The sequence below is a fragment of the Chryseobacterium scophthalmum genome (genome assembly GCF_900143185.1).
GTDB classification, from domain to species: domain Bacteria; phylum Bacteroidota; class Bacteroidia; order Flavobacteriales; family Weeksellaceae; genus Chryseobacterium; species Chryseobacterium scophthalmum.
Window position 1 is genome coordinate 1057829 of record NZ_FSRQ01000001.1, and the last position, 15351, is coordinate 1073179.

Consider the following 15351-nt stretch of genomic DNA (forward strand, 5'->3'; position numbering starts at 1 on the left):
ATTTAAAATAAAAACAAGCGGGGAAAAATTTCCTCGCTTGTTTTATTATGAATGAGATTTTACAGTTCCTGAAAATATTTAATAGTTTAAATTCAAATAATCTAACAACTAATAACTAATTATACAATTCCGGCTCGATAGGATTATTATTCTTTTTAAAACCTTCCTTTGCTTTTTTCTCCATTTCTCTGAAAACCTGATTAGGATCTGAGATCTCTCTTCCATCGGCTGTTTTCGTTTTAAAAATAACCTTATTGGTATCAGAACTTTTAGACATCATTTCTCGCATATTTTTCGTAGGATCACTTTTATATGCTTTCCATGCTTTTTTAAACTGAGCTTTATTAATCTCAATATCCTTACCTCCCATTCCATAAAGCTGAACTCCTTGCGGAAGATTCATCTCCTTTTCTGTAGTAGTTTGAATCGTTTTATTTCCAACTAAAGTCAGGGAATGTGAACCTGTTTTATCTTCAATTTTCACAATCAAACCCGGAAGTCCGTAGAATTTATAAGGTCCGTCCTGAAAAGGCAGATCTGTAGAAAACCAAGCCGTCCATTCTCTTCCGCCATATTTCGTCGTCGCTTTTTGAGCATTGTATTCACCAATTTTCTGCTTGTCGGGAAGAATTTTCCATTCAGGTTTTTTATCTTCTTCAATTTTATAACTGTCGTTGGAAATCCTTGTAAAAAGGTGGGTTTTAAAATCAGGATATTGTTTGGTAACCTTGTAAGTAATCATTCCCGGTTTATCGTTTCTACTGATACTAATATTGTTGGGACTCAATTTTAATTGTCTCTCTAAATCTGCTTGTGAAGTAGAATCTGCTATAAACTTTTCCTGACCGTAATATTTTGATCCGCTTTTATCAATATCCAAAAGCATAATTTCTTTCAAAACGTTTGCTTTATCTGTAGAATCCGGAATAAATTTGTAATCGTAGAAAAAACGGTTTTGAGCAAAACTTGAGAATCCTATAATTAATAAAAGTACTAAAGATATTTTTTTCATTCTATTTTGTTTTATTAAGTTCTATTCTATTGTTATCTTTTTTTATTCTTGCTTTCAGACGTTCTTCCTGATCTTTCATTTGATTACCAGTACCTTCTTTCATAATCATCGTAACACCGCCCATCTGCATTTGTTTTAATCCTTTTGTAGGATCATTTTCATATTCTTTAACCAATTTATCATATTGCTTTTGATTGACTAAAATTTCCTTTTCTCCAAAAACATCTTTTGGAATTTCCGTGAGATTTTTTACAGCCTGCAGATTAAAAACATGAGATTTACTAAGATCTTCAAGCTTTACAATTAAACCGGGAAGACCATGAAATTTGTACGGGCCATCCTGAATCGGAATATCTGACGTGAACCAAGCCACCCATTTTCTTCCTCCAAATTCAGTTTCGGCTTTCTGGGTATTCCATTCTCCGATTTTTTGCTTTTCGGAACTTATTTTCCAGTCTATTTTTCGGTCATCAGAAACTTTGTACTGATCTCTCAAAATTCTGTTATGAAGGAAAACTTCATATTTCGGATATTTTTTAGAAAATGAATATCTTATTGAGCCCTTTCGTCCATCAGTCTTAACATTTATCATCCCGGTTGAAGCCAATTGTTTTTCCAAATCAACTCTCATAATAGAATCTGAATGATAAGCAGTGTAGCTGTAAAATTTAGATCCCGAATCTGCAATATCCAGATTCATCATCTCCGTTTTTACATCACTTACATTGGTAGAATCTGGTATAAAACGATATTCGTAAGTGAAACGTTTGTTTTGAGCATTGGCAAAGATCCCGATGAGCAATACACTGAAAACGGTTATTAGTTTTTTCATTCTAAAACTTATTTTGTGAATAATTAAAAATTATTTTTGTTTTGTTTTGATATGAATTTCCCCCGCGTCTTTACCGGAAATTTTCGTCTTGTTGATATTAATAGATTCTATATTCTTTGGATCAAGACTTTGCATTTCTTCATTCGAACTTACATTTCCATCAATAAAATACTTTATATCTCCCACAGAATTAGTCTTAATCATATCTTTCACATTTGTTTGGAAAGTTCCGCCTGTAGAAAGAAATTTACTATTAGAAGGCTTTGAAAAATCTGTATAAGAAGAGCTTGCTGAGTAACTTACTTTCGGTGCATGAGCGTTTACTGAAACAATCCACGGATTGTTTTGAGCTTTTTCTCTGATGATTTCTGCTTGTTTTCTAGAGAGTTCTGCTTGCTTTCTAGAAAGTTCTGCTTTTTCTTTTGATAATCTTTCAAGTTTTCTTTGGTCTTTTTTAGAAAGATTATTTTTGCCTTTCGCTATTTGATCCATTCTACGATCGAGATTATCATTTAAAATTCTGTAACCATAATCTTTAAAAACTTCTAGTTTTTTAGAATCTTCCGGGCTAATTGCAGATACATCTTTTCCGTTTATATAAAACCTATTGATATTATCATATTTCTTTTTAAATTCCGGCGATAAAAAAGTACTTTTCAAAGACTTGATCTTTTCATCAGTTAAACCTGTTTTCTCTTTGAATTCTTTAGAATCAAACATTTTTTCTAAATCAAGCTCTTCTCCATTAACGCTTATTTTATAGTTATCTCCATCAGGAAATACTCTTTTAAAACTCATGTCCTTAAGGATAACTTTAGCATCTTTCTCAGCCAGCATTTTGTCTCTTCTACTTAGTAGATCTTCAAAATCCGTAGAAAACTGTTTGTCGCGGGTAATCTTATCCATTTCACTGGAAAGTTGTTTAAGCTCTTTTGCTTTCAATTCAAATTCGTAGCTTTTCTCCCCTTTTTCTTTGGCTATTTTCTGAAGTTCAGCAGCTTTTTCTTTTGATTTTTCACTTAGAGTTTTAATTTTTTCAGACTGAATTTTCAGTTTTTCATTTGCATTTGAAATTTTCTCTTGCTGTATTTTCACAATTTGATCAACTTCATTTTTTGGAGATATAGTGTCTCTTTTAATTTCAGCAACTGCTTTTTCAATTTCGTTATTTACTTCTTTTATTTCTTTGTTTTTCGCATTAACCATGTATGCAAATGCAACGGTGAATAAAACCGGTAAGGCAAATATTCTGCGCGCATACCCGAATTTTGTTTGAGGTTTTTGTAACATTTTGAGTCGTTTTTTAAGGTTTGAACTTAGAAACGGACTGGTCGCAGGCAACGGTTTTCCGGAAAAGTGGCTTGCTAAAAGCATCTGCGCAAATGCTTTTGTGTCCGATTGTTTGACGGCTTTTTTATCAGCCAGATATTCGTGTATTAAATTGATTTCTTTTTTGATGATATGAAAGAACGGATTGAACCAAAAAACAGAAGTAAGAATCTCTATAAATATCTTGTCGATAGAGTGTTTTTGTTCAATATGAACCATTTCGTGCTTTAAAATCTGCTTTCCAACTTCTGAATTGATAACAATAGAGTTTTTCCAGAAAAGATTTTTGAAATACGAAAACGGAGCCTCAGAAAGATTGGTCTGGTAAAAATTTACTCCTTCAAAACTTTCTTTTTTAAACTGACTTTTGAGCTGTTGGATTCTGAAAATCCCATACATGAATTTCCCTAAAAAATAGAGAGAAACCAGCCCCAAAGCTGAAAAAATAATTCTAAAATAAATGTAGTCATGGCTTATGGTTTTATTTGTATTTAAATTTTGTAGCTTATTAATCAACACAAACAGATTCTCATTAACCTCAATGGTGAAATCTTCCACTTTAATCAAAGGCAGCAAAATCGAGATCAACATTGCCGACAAAAGATAAAATCTGTTGTAATGATGAAAGGTCTTGTCTTTTAAAGACAACTGATAATACAAAAACATTACACCCGAACAGATGATTACTTTTCCGAAGTAAAAAATCAGAGCTTCCATATTAGTCTTTGTTTTTAAGTTCGCTTAATAACATTTCAAGATCTTCAACGGTCATTTCGTTTTTTTCAACCAAAAAAGAAACGGCACTTTTGTAAGAACCTTTAAAATAATTTTTCACCAGACTCTTCATCGTTTTCCCAGAATATTGCTCTTTGGTTACCAAAGGAAAATACTCGTGCTGTCTTCCGTACACATTATAATCTACAAACTCTTTATCTTTTAAAACTTTCAGAATCGTAGAAACTGTATTGGTATGAGGTTTTGGTTCCGGATAAAGATCCAAAACATCTTTAAGAAAACCTTTTTCGAGTTTCCATAAAAACTGCATTACCTGTTCTTCTGCTTTTGTTAAAGTTTGGATGATCATAATTTTAATTTAGATTAAGTGATAAAATTACTAAAAAAATCGTATCACTAATAAATTAGTTATACAAATGTAGAAATATTTTTCACTCGAACAACTATTTTTTTAGTGATAAAAATTAAAAACAAATAAATCATTGATAATCAATTGAATAAAAAATATTAAAATATGTTAAATTTTTAATTAATAAAAAATATGCAATTATTAATCATCAGAGAAAAGCTAAATATGAGCGTAAATTCTTAAAACTTGTTAAATTTTATTAAATAAAATTAAAATGAATGTGCACAGAATGAGAAAATATATTTATTTTAGTGCTTTAAAAATTTCTAATGAAAAGATATACTCTACTTTCTGTTTTAATGTTGTTGATATTTAATGTAACATCAGCGCAGACATCTTCTGTTTTCGGGTCGGTTACTGAAGCAAAAACAAAAATTGAAAACACCGTTCCTTTAGTTTTGGAACATTTGAAAAAAATAAGCGAATCGCAGAATGACAACTCTATTCTTACCAATGGAAAAACTGCTCTTAAAAAAGAATACGATGCTGTTGCATTAGAGTTTGATCTTTACAGAGGAAATATGGCAAGCTGCATTGTCAATAAATCTTCTAAAAAAGCAACAAAATGTATGAATTATCACACATTGTATTTCAGAAACACATTAGGTAATTACGATAACTTCATTAATTACATCACAAAGAAAAACGGATATTTAGGAGTAGAAGATGATTCTGTGAAAAAAGATTTTAAACCTACAGAGATTGCTACTAAAATCGATACTGACTTTACAGCAGCTTCAAAAGCAGCAGGTAAATTAAAAGGTATGACAAAAGCATCTTATTTTGAGCAGGTAAAATCTGAAGATTTCAAATTGGCTCCTTTCGATACTTTGGTTAAATAAGGAACTACATAAACAAAAAAGATCCCGTTTCAATGAAGCGGGATCTTTTTTATTTTAAACTTTAGCATAAATAACAAAAAAAAGGAGAACCATTTCTGATTCTCCTGTTGGTAGCGGGGACACGACTCGAACGTGCGACCTCCGGGTTATGAGCCCGACGAGCTACCTACTGCTCTACCCCGCGGTATATTTTTGAAACGTTTACCGAAAACGTTATACTTAGTAGCGGGAACCGGACTCGAACCGATGACCTTCGGGTTATGAGCCCGACGAGCTACCTACTGCTCCATCCCGCGATATATCTTTATAGTGTTTACCGAAAACACTTTTCTTAGTAGCGGGGACACGACTCGAACGTGCGACCTCCGGGTTATGAGCCCGACGAGCTACCTACTGCTCTACCCCGCGGTATATTTTTTGAAACGTTTACCGAAAACGTTATACTTAGTAGCGGGAACCGGACTCGAACCGATGACCTTCGGGTTATGAGCCCGACGAGCTACCTACTGCTCCATCCCGCGATATTGGATTGCAAATATACGAATATATTTCAAAACTGCAAGCAATCCTTTTAAATAAAGCATTTTTATAAAATTTATTTAAATATTCGTACATTTGTTTATGGCAAAAATTTTGAAAATTTATCCCGATAATCCTCAGGAAAACCTTATCAATGAGGTGATTAAAACCCTGAACAATGGCGGACTGATTATTTATCCGTCTGATACCATTTATGCTTTAGGCTGCAATATTTTTGATATCAAAGCCATGGAAAAACTGGCACAAATAAAAAAACAGAAGCTTGAGAAGTCAAAATTCTCGATTATCTGTAATGATTTAAGCCATTTATCAGACTTTACAAGACCTATCGATACTTCTGTTTTCAGGTTTTTGAAAAGTCATCTTCCTGGTCCGTTTACATTTATTCTGGAAGCAAATAAAAGTTTGCCTTTAGCATATAAGGGGCATAAAACAATTGGTATTCGTGTACCCGATCATTCAATTCCGCAGTTGATTGTTGAAAAATTAGGACATCCGATTGCATCAACTTCCATTAGAGATGATGATGAAATTATTGAATATTCTACAGATCCGGAACTGATTGCTGAAAAATACGATCATTTAGTTGATATTGTAATAGATTCTGGTTATGGAGACAATATTGCCTCAACCATTGTAGATCTTACATCGGGCGAGCCGGAAATTATCAGACAAGGAAAGGGAGAAATTTAGAACGATTGATAAAATGAGTCTTAGCGGAAGATATTCTTTAGGCATAATACTTACTTTCGTATTACTTGCCGCTTCAATGCTGTTTTCAATCCCGACAATTAATTCATTTTTGAATTATAAAACCTTAACGGCTGATCTCTTTTTTTACGACAGACTTTCTCTGTGGTTGGTTTTAATTTTGATTTTAGTCTATAATTTTTTTATTGAAAACAGATCATTTTTTGTTTGGGAAGAAAAGAAGTATTCCCCTTTATTTTATTTGGGTGCTGTAATCGCTTTATACTTTATTTGTGTATTTGGCGGAGCTTTTCTGAATGCAATTATTATTTTCTTGACCGAAGAAAAAGCTAGCAAAAGACTTCTGGAGTTTAAAATTTTATTTAACAACAACTATTTCCTTATCATTTTCACCTGTCTTACCGCAGGAATTATTGAAGAATTACTGATGCGGGCTTATATTCAGCCAAGAATTGAAAAAATATACAACAGTCCAATGTTGGGTGTGGTTGTTTCAGCACTTTTATTTGGCATTTTACACAGCACTTACGGAACAATCGGTCAGGTTGTTGTCCCTTTCTTTATTGGGATCGTATTTGCTTTATTTTATAAAAAATATTCAAACATTAAAATTCTAATAATCTGTCATTTCCTGATAGACTTTATCTCGATGATGATCATGAATTTTATTGATTCTAAACATTTATCTTTACTTAACTTATGAAAATCATAACTTCTCCAGCAAAATTAATGAACGTAGAAAACTCAACAGATTTATTGAGAACTTCTACTCCAAGATTCATCGAAGAAGCAGAATTAATTCAATCTCATTTAAAACATAAATCGCCAAAATATCTTTCCGAATTAATGGAAATTTCGGCAAAATTAGCAGACGAAAACTGGGAAAGAAACCAAAAATGGAAATCTAAACCCACCGCAAAAGAATCTGCTCCTGCAATGTTCGCTTTTACGGGTGAAGTCTATCGTGGGTTGGATGCAAAAACATTAGACAAAAATGCAGTTGATTATCTTCAGAAAAACTACAGAATGCTTTCCGGTTTGTACGGTTTGCTAAAACCTTCAGACAAAGTAATGCTATACCGACTTGAAATGGGAAGAAATTTTGAATTTGAAAACAATAAAAATCTCTACCAATTTTGGACAGAAAAAGTAACCGAACAGCTTAATTCTGAGATGAAGAAAAACGAAATTCTTCTGAATTTGGCGAGCAACGAATATATAAAAGTTGTCGACCGAAAAAAACTCAATCATCAGGTTATCGATTTTGATTTTTATGAAATAAAAGACGGAAAACTGAAAACAATTGTAGTTTATACGAAGCATGCAAGAGGTTTAGTCGTAAGATTCTGCGCAGAAAATAATGCAAAAACATTAAACGATGTGAAAGCTTTCAACTATGAAGGCTACAGAATTGATGAGGAAAAATCGACCGATACAAAACTCGTTTTCACAAGATAATGACGCTATCACAACTTAAAAAGCATTTTTCAGATTCACTTTCGGAAGTTTATACAGATTCTGAAACGGTTTTTATATTTCAGATTTTTGCTGAACATATTTTTGGCTTAAATAATTTTCAGCAAAGACAATCTGCAGATTTAGAATTGTCTGATGAAAATACAAACAGATTTCAGGAAATCATTTCAGAGTTAAAAACCGGAAAACCTTATTTACAGATTTTAGGCGAAACCGAATTTTATGGGATGAAAATTTTTGTGGATGAAAATGTGCTTATTCCACGCCCTGAAACTGAGGAATTACTTGAAATTACGATTCAGAAAATCTCAAATCTCAAATCTCAAATCTCAAATCTCCAAGTTTTAGACATCGGAACCGGAAGCGGAATTATTCCTCTGGTTTTAAAAAAACATTTCCCGGAAGCGGAAGTTAGTTCGATTGATTTTTCGGAAAAAGCTTTAGAAGTTGCCAAAAAAAATGCAGATTTTCACCAGCTTGATATCAATTTTATTCATGCTGATTATTTGAGTTTAGATTTAAATCAGAACTTCGATGTTATCATTTCAAATCCGCCTTACATTGGAATTAATGAAGAGAACGAGATTGCAGATTCTGTAAAGGGATTTGAGCCTACAATGGCATTGTTTTCTCCAACTTCCGATGCTTTAATTTTTTACCGAAAAATTGCTGAAGATTCTAAAAAACATTTGAATAAAAATGGTTTGCTTTTCTTAGAAATCAATCAGAAATTAGGAACGGAAACGCTAGAATTATACAAAGATTTTGCGCAAGCTGAACTGATAAAAGATCTGAGCGAAAACGACCGTTTTATTTTTGGAATTAAATAAGTTGGCAATCGCAAAGGCGCAATTTATAATATAAACTGTTTTAAGGCGCAAGAATTTTATCTACGATAAAATTTCAACTGTTTTATTTCTAAATTCTTTATGAAGTTTTTTAGTCACACTGAGCGAAATCGAAGTGTTTTGCGCCTTAAAAAGAAAAAAAATGCGCCTTTGCGCTTTCCAACAAAATAATTTTTATAATTCATATAAAGTTAATTGTAATCAAATTTCGTTTTATTTTTATATTCTTAATTTTATCACACCAAACAAAAATTATTTTTATGAAAAATTCAATGAAAAGCACTCTGCTTGCTTGCGGAGTTTTATTTACGATTTTCAGTTGCAGCACTGATGCGACAACTCTGACAGATTCTGAAATGAATCTTGCCAATAAAAGTGAGAATAGTAGGAAACAACAGACTTATCAGCTAAAAGTAGGGACTACTCAAAACGGAGTAAACTACATGAACGGAACTTATGACATGGGTGGAATTTATGCAACCGACGTCAATACAGGTGATGTTTATGACGGATATATCACTTATGTTGGTGGTTTTGCAAAATTACCAGGATATTTTAATGATCTTCCGGAAGGAACTTATGAAATTTCGGCTTATCAAGGTCAAGGAGGTTGGGTTGGTTACGGCTCTACTACAGTAACTTTGACACCATCTTCAGTTGGACAAGACGGTTATGTGAATGTTTATATCCCAATTGCCTGGGCTGAATAGTAATTTTCAACATAATAAAAAAAAGACTGTTTTTAATGGAAAACAGTCTTTTTTAAGTTAGATTCCTAGAATATTACTTCTTTATAATTTTTGAAACCTGTTTCGTGTTATCTGAAAACACAATTTCCAAGAAATACATTCCGTGCGGATATTCAGAAATATTGATTTGAGCGGCTGCTTTTACTGTTTTAAGGATCATACCTGAGATATCAATTAATTTTATTTCCGAAACTTTCTTATCAGATTTTATATTTACAAAATCACTCGTCGGATTAGGATATACTTTTACAGAATTTTTTTCCGGTTTAACTTCACTCGCAGCAAGATAAGCAAGAGAATATTTGAAAATTTTGCCTCCATTTCCAGAAATATAAAGATAATCACCTGAAGCTTCAAGTGTCATGATATCAAAATTGTAATTGTTATCTAAAAGCAATGTCCAGGTTACTCCCGCATCAATTGTACCGTAAACCATTCTGTCATCAGCAATGAAACCTGTTGTAGAATTAATAAATTTGACTTTATCAAAAGAATAATAAGGCGCTGTAGATTGTATCCATGTTGTTCCACCATCATTGGATTTAAAGAAATCTCCATTATTTCCTTTTAAAAATATTTGATTTTCATTTAAAAAGTCAAAATGAATGTCTGAAGATCCAGTATCAAAGCACTGATTCCAAGTAATTCCTCCATCTGTAGTTTTAAACAACTTATAGAAAATACCCGATTTTACAGCATATCCAACATTGTTATTAAAAAATTTTAAAAATGAAAATTTTTCATCTGATATTTTCTGCCAAGAGTTTGCGCCATTGGTCGTTTTATAAAATCCTGCATATTGACTGCTATATCCGCCACTTGCGAATCCTATATTTTCATTCAAAAAACTGAAGCTATATATTGATTCATAAGGAATAAGAGTACTCGAAGTCCATGTTATTGCACCATCTGTTGTTTTATATACCAAACCTTGATTAGCTCCAAAGGAATAGCCTACATTTTCATTTAAAAACACAAATCCATTACTATAAGACTGGTGTGCAGGATATTGTACTTTCTGCCAATTATTACCTGCATTCTGCGTTTTAAAAAGTTCTCCTAAATTAGTTTTAAAATAGGCTTTATTCGGGTCAATAAAGTGAATCTCATTGATTACATCGTAAGTCGGGGAATAGTTAGTCCAGTTAGTTCCTCCGTTTTGGGTTTTAATAATTCTGCCATTATTCCCAACACAAATACCCGTTTGATTATTAAAGAAATAAAGTGAATTTAAATTATAATCAGTATCGGTGGAATAAGGTGAGTTTGGACTCATCCATTGCCAAGACGTCCCTCCGTTTGTAGTTTTATAAACTGCACCACCATATCCTACAACAATTCCGTTATTGTCATCAAAAAACTGCATTCCATAAGTTTCCTTATAATAAGTACTATATCCAAAAGCTGTCCATGTTTGTCCTCCGTCTATTGTTTTAAGCATTTCTCCGAATCCTTTATTAGCATATCCAATATTTTGAGAAGGGAAAACTAATGTATATAAGGTGTTTGCAGAACTATTATCCGAATAATTCGTCGTCCAGCTATCTCCTCCATTGGTCGTCCTCCTAATTCTTCCGTCAAAACATGTAACAACAGCTGTATTTGCATCGGTAAAAACCGACATAGAAACCGACATTCCGTTCATTATTTTCTGTTCAGGAAATGTCACTCCATTATCTGAAGATTTTAAAATTTGAGTTTGTCCGGAAATATAAACAATATCATTACTAATAAAATTGATGGAATTAAGACTTGTTCCATAATTAGGTATTGAATTCCAAGTCGCTCCATAATCTGCTGTACGAAGGATTGTATTTTCACCCACAATAAATCCAATATTATTTCTGAATTTTATATCACGCGGAAGAAAATTTAATATCTGTTTAATACTCCAATTCAGACCTTGGTCATTTGTTGTTAACAATTCTTTATTATTGTTAATGATAAATCCAACATTATCAGTAGAAAAAGCAATTTTAACAGCTTTTTGATCCGTAGGTTTTGGAGTAACTAAAGTAAAATTGTTTTGAGCTGAAAAATAATGACTAAAAATCAGCAAAAAGAGAAAAATAATTTGTTTCATATGTATTTTTATTTAATGTGTTTTTTATTTAATATTTTTTTTAACAAAAACTTGATAACTTAAATAAATGAGCGGAAGTGACATGATCCCGATAAACATCGAATGTTCAATTGCACTTTGGGGTTGAACAATTACAGCATAAACCAACCCGAAAAACGCTCCGCCTAAATGCGCTGCATGTCCTAAATTATCCCACTGTTTAGGATTTAGCATCATGTAAACAGAATATCCAAAATATAGAAGTCCAAAAATAAATCCCGGAATCGGAATAGGAATAAAAAAGAAATAGATTCCGATATTGGGCATCATTGCAATCGCTGCAAACAAAATACCTGAAACTCCGCCACTCGCTCCAATTGCAGAATACCACGGCTGTTTTTGGTAAATAAATAATGAAAAAATATTTCCTAAAAGAATAGATCCAATATAAATAATAAGAAATCCTATATTTCCAAATCCTTCTAAAATTACAGGACCGAAGAAATATAAAGTCATCATATTAAACAATAAGTGCATTATATCTGCATGTAGAAATCCTGCAGAAAGTATTCTGACATATTCTTTTCTATGTCGAATAGCTCCAACATTGAATTTATATTTTTCAAATATCTCTTTATTATTAAATGCGATAAAACTGATAATTGCAGTAATAGCAATAACTAAAATTATGATATTCATTCTGCAGTATTTTCGTTATCATCACTTCCGAACAAATTTCCGATTGCACCATCATCGTTTGATGAAGTAAAATCTGGTTCTTCGTATACTTCCGGTTCCTCTTCTTCAAGCTCAGGAATTGTGATGTTGATATTTTTAACCTTAAATTTTGTAAACTGATTTCCGATTGCTTTAATACCTTTTACAGCAATAAATTCATCGATATTTATGGTTTCAGGATCGCGTTCTTTCCCTTTATCTTTTGCGAAAATAATTTCCGCCGTTGTATTGTTTGAAACTATAATTCTTTCGATAAAAGATTTAGGATGTTCCGAAGGCATAAAGGTTTGCAGGTTGGTATTGTTTTCAAGCAAGAATCTTTTGATGAAATACATATCCTTTTCTCCGTCGTAATAAATACAGGTTATGGGCTGGTTTGGTCTCCATTTTTCAAGAACGATATATTCATCATCAAAACGGTTTCCAAGATCGAAACTCACCAATTTCGCTTCACCTTGAGCATTAATGATTAAGATTTTATCATCCCCTTTAAAACTCCCCAATAAAGTTCCTCTTACATCTGCATTCAGTCTTCTTACCGTTTCATCAAACCAAATTTTTCTTGGCGCCAAAGTAGAAACGCCCTCTTCTTTCAGGTCGACTTTCTTTACAGAATATTTGGTCACCAAATTTCCTTTAGAATCTCTTCCTTTAATTGCCAGTTCAGAAAAATCAATTTCCATTTTATTTTTTCTGATTCTCGGGTTTGGTTTTAATAAAACCGTTACAACCTCTGCTTCACCATTCGGATTTGCCGAAAAATAAAGCATTTCAGAGCCTCTTTTATCTGAACCTAAAGCATAATCTGTATTTCTTGTAACCGCAGTTACCGAAAAACGTTTCATGTAATAAGGTCCGTCTCTGCCTTCACGGTAGATCATGTTGTAAACCGTGCGTTTATCGTTCTTTTTCCAGATGGCAACGTGCTGAATGTCTTTTCCGATGAAAGTTTTGGCTTCCACTTTTACAACTTTCATGCTTCCATCTTTTCTGAACGTGATGATATCATCGATGTCTGAACAGTCAAACAGATATTGGTCTTTTTTCAAAGAAGTTCCAATGAAACCTTCTTCAAAATTAGCATAGAATTTTTCGTTGGCAACGGCAACTTTTGTCGCATCAATAGTATCAAAAATTCTTAATTCTGTTTTTCTTTCTCTGTCTTTTCCGTATTTTTTCTGAATATTTTGGTAATACTCAATTGCATAGGCTATAAGATTCGCCAAGTGGAATCTTACCTGCTCTATTTTACCCTCTAATGCAGCAATATTTTCTTTAAACTTATCTAAATCGAATCTTGAAATTCTTTTAATTCTGATTTCAGTTAATCTTAAAATATCTTCTTCAGTAACTTCTCTTAAAAGATGAGCAGTGTGAGGTTTTAAACCTGCATCAATTGTTTTCAGAACTTCTTCCCAACTTTTCACCTCTTCAATATCGTGGTAAATTCTGTTTTCGATAAAAATTCTTTCTAATGATGAAAAATGCCAGTTTTCCTGCAATTCATGAAGCTCGATTTCCAGTTCTTTTTTTAATAAAGAAACTGTATGATCGGTATTCATTCTTAAAATCTCCGAAACGTTCAGGAACATTGGTTTATCACCAACAATTACACACGCATTCGGCGAAATCGTAACCTGACAATCGGTAAATGCATACAAAGCATCAATCGTTTTATCTGGCGAAACTTCGTTATGAAGGTAAACCAGAATTTCAACTTTGTCTGAAGTATTATCTTCAATTTTTTTGATTTTAATTTTACCTTTTTCGTTGGCTTTTAAAACAGAATCAATTAAGTCTGTTGTTGTTTTAGAAAAAGGAAGCTCAGAAATCATCAAAGTATGCTTGTCGACCTGAGAAATCTTTGCTCTGGCTCTTACTTTTCCACCTCTGTGACCGTCATTATATTCTGAAACATCAAGAAAACCTGCCGTCAGAAAATCCGGAAAAACTTCAAATTTCTTACCTTTCAAGTGAGCAATAGAAGCATTAATCAGTTCATTAAAATTGTGTGGAAGAATTTTTGTAGAAAGCCCAACCCCGATTCCTTCAACTCCCTGTGCAAGAAGCAAAGGAAATTTTACCGGTAAATCTATCGGCTCGTTATTTCTACCGTCATAAGATTTAGACCATTCTGTTGTTTTGGGATTAAAAACCACTTCCAAAGCGAAAGGAGTTAACCTTGCTTCGATATATCTTGCCGCCGCAGCAGAATCTCCGGTATAAATATTCCCCCAGTTTCCCTGAGTGTCGATCAACAATTCTCTTTGCCCGATTCCTACCATTGCATCGGTAATGGAGGCATCACCGTGAGGGTGATATTTCATTGTATTACCAACAATATTGGCTACTTTATTATAACGTCCGTCTTCTAATTCACGCATAGAATGCATAATTCTACGCTGTACGGGTTTGAAACCATCATAAACAGACGGAATCGCTCTGTCTAAAATTACATAAGATGCATAATCCAGAAACCAGTCTTTATACAGTCCTGAAACTTTTTTTAAGCTTTCGCCTTCGTGAGAGTTGTCTTCTATCATTACTTATTCTTGATGTCTTTCTCTTTATTCGCTTTTATTACTTTATTGAGGGATGCTTTTAAATCAATGGTTTCTTTTCTTGTTAAATAAGAAACTTCATACTTTAGAATTGCCGAGCCACTATTTTTACTCGAAATCGTTATATAAAGTCTTTTTAAAAAGAAAATGGAGACCATCTCAAATTTAATCAGCTTATATTTTGGGAATTCATCACTTAGTGGCCTATTTAAAAACGGAATCACATTTCTGTTTTTGAAATGCAATGCTTCTCCATCACTATCATATTCAAAAATCTGTCTTCCATTCAGGTGAAAAATAATCAATAATATTAATGGAATAATGATCAAAAGGTAACTTTTGCCGTCCAAAATATTAAATCTCATTTCATTTAAAATAAAACCTGTAATTCCTGCAGCTAACATTATCAATAAAAAGGTATTGAAAAAATTATATACAGGTGCTTTTTTCCTGTTACTTAATCTCATCGTGCATTTTTGCGTTTTTTGTTTGTGTTTTTTTTATTTC

General features: G+C 32.7%; 14 protein-coding genes and 4 tRNA genes. 6 read left to right on the forward strand and 12 right to left on the reverse strand.

Features of this window, described 5'->3' with window-relative positions:
* Nucleotides 1–115: 115 nt before the first annotated feature.
* From BUR17_RS04865 to BUR17_RS04880, 4 genes are read right to left on the reverse strand one after another with little or no spacing between them, the layout of a single operon-like run.
* Nucleotides 116–1012, reverse strand: coding sequence for a GLPGLI family protein (locus tag BUR17_RS04865; RefSeq protein ID WP_074229220.1), 897 nt, complete (start codon nucleotides 1010–1012; stop codon nucleotides 116–118).
* Nucleotide 1013: 1 nt separating this feature from the next.
* A complete protein-coding gene (locus tag BUR17_RS04870; protein WP_074229221.1) occupies nucleotides 1014–1844 on the reverse strand; it encodes a GLPGLI family protein in 831 nt (276 codons plus the stop codon).
* A 30-nt stretch (nucleotides 1845–1874) separates the two neighbouring features.
* Entirely contained in the window at nucleotides 1875–3890 is a 2016-nt protein-coding gene (locus tag BUR17_RS04875; protein WP_074229222.1) for a M56 family metallopeptidase, read from the reverse strand.
* 1 nt (nucleotide 3891) lies between these two features.
* Nucleotides 3892–4257, reverse strand: a complete 366-nt coding sequence (locus tag BUR17_RS04880; protein ID WP_066679295.1) for a BlaI/MecI/CopY family transcriptional regulator — start codon at nucleotides 4255–4257, stop codon at nucleotides 3892–3894.
* A 329-nt stretch (nucleotides 4258–4586) separates the two neighbouring features.
* Between BUR17_RS04880 and BUR17_RS04885 the strand changes: the two genes are divergently transcribed.
* Nucleotides 4587–5159 carry a hypothetical protein gene (locus BUR17_RS04885; protein ID WP_074229223.1) on the forward strand — a complete coding sequence of 191 codons (573 nt, stop codon included), beginning with the start codon at nucleotides 4587–4589 and terminating at the stop codon, nucleotides 5157–5159.
* Nucleotides 5160–5267: 108 nt separating this feature from the next.
* On the opposite strand, the gene BUR17_RS04890 is transcribed toward BUR17_RS04885, so the two are convergent.
* From BUR17_RS04890 to BUR17_RS04905, 4 genes are all read right to left on the reverse strand, one after another.
* Nucleotides 5268–5343, reverse strand: a tRNA-Met gene (locus BUR17_RS04890).
* A 39-nt stretch (nucleotides 5344–5382) separates the two neighbouring features.
* Nucleotides 5383–5455: transfer RNA gene (locus BUR17_RS04895), tRNA-Met, on the reverse strand.
* 39 nt (nucleotides 5456–5494) lie between these two features.
* Nucleotides 5495–5567: transfer RNA gene (locus BUR17_RS04900), tRNA-Met, on the reverse strand.
* Nucleotides 5568–5607: 40 nt separating this feature from the next.
* Nucleotides 5608–5680, reverse strand: a tRNA-Met gene (locus tag BUR17_RS04905).
* Nucleotides 5681–5780: 100 nt separating this feature from the next.
* On the opposite strand from BUR17_RS04905, the gene BUR17_RS04910 reads away from it, so the two are divergent.
* From BUR17_RS04910 to BUR17_RS04930, 5 genes are all read left to right on the forward strand, one after another.
* Nucleotides 5781–6392: an L-threonylcarbamoyladenylate synthase gene (locus BUR17_RS04910; RefSeq protein WP_074229224.1), complete on the forward strand. Its 612-nt coding sequence runs from the start codon at nucleotides 5781–5783 to the stop codon at nucleotides 6390–6392.
* 13 nt (nucleotides 6393–6405) lie between these two features.
* Nucleotides 6406–7113 (forward strand): CPBP family intramembrane glutamic endopeptidase, encoded by a 708-nt coding sequence (locus tag BUR17_RS04915; protein WP_074229225.1) that lies wholly within the window; start codon nucleotides 6406–6408, stop codon nucleotides 7111–7113.
* A complete protein-coding gene (gene yaaA / locus BUR17_RS04920; RefSeq protein WP_074229226.1) occupies nucleotides 7110–7868 on the forward strand; it encodes a peroxide stress protein YaaA in 759 nt (252 codons plus the stop codon). Before BUR17_RS04915 ends, yaaA begins: the two co-directional genes overlap by 4 nt.
* Entirely contained in the window at nucleotides 7868–8716 is an 849-nt protein-coding gene (gene prmC / locus BUR17_RS04925) for a peptide chain release factor N(5)-glutamine methyltransferase (protein WP_074229227.1), read from the forward strand. Before yaaA ends, prmC begins: the two co-directional genes overlap by 1 nt.
* A gap of 278 nt (nucleotides 8717–8994) precedes the next feature.
* Nucleotides 8995–9444, forward strand: a complete 450-nt coding sequence (locus tag BUR17_RS04930) for a hypothetical protein (RefSeq protein ID WP_074229228.1) — start codon at nucleotides 8995–8997, stop codon at nucleotides 9442–9444.
* Nucleotides 9445–9517: 73 nt separating this feature from the next.
* Here the strand turns inward: BUR17_RS04930 and BUR17_RS04935 are convergent, their stop codons facing one another.
* From BUR17_RS04935 to BUR17_RS04950, 4 genes are read right to left on the reverse strand one after another with little or no spacing between them, the layout of a single operon-like run.
* Nucleotides 9518–11566 carry a YCF48-related protein gene (locus tag BUR17_RS04935; protein ID WP_074229229.1) on the reverse strand — a complete coding sequence of 683 codons (2049 nt, stop codon included), beginning with the start codon at nucleotides 11564–11566 and terminating at the stop codon, nucleotides 9518–9520.
* Between the two features lie 24 nt (nucleotides 11567–11590).
* Nucleotides 11591–12244: a rhomboid family intramembrane serine protease gene (locus tag BUR17_RS04940; RefSeq protein ID WP_074229230.1), complete on the reverse strand. Its 654-nt coding sequence runs from the start codon at nucleotides 12242–12244 to the stop codon at nucleotides 11591–11593.
* Nucleotides 12241–14826: a DNA gyrase/topoisomerase IV subunit A gene (locus BUR17_RS04945; protein WP_185116683.1), complete on the reverse strand. Its 2586-nt coding sequence runs from the start codon at nucleotides 14824–14826 to the stop codon at nucleotides 12241–12243. The genes BUR17_RS04940 and BUR17_RS04945 overlap by 4 nt, the downstream gene beginning before the upstream one ends.
* Nucleotides 14826–15311, reverse strand: a complete 486-nt coding sequence (locus BUR17_RS04950; RefSeq protein ID WP_074229231.1) for a hypothetical protein — start codon at nucleotides 15309–15311, stop codon at nucleotides 14826–14828. The genes BUR17_RS04945 and BUR17_RS04950 overlap by 1 nt, the downstream gene beginning before the upstream one ends.
* Nucleotides 15312–15351 lie beyond the last annotated feature (40 nt).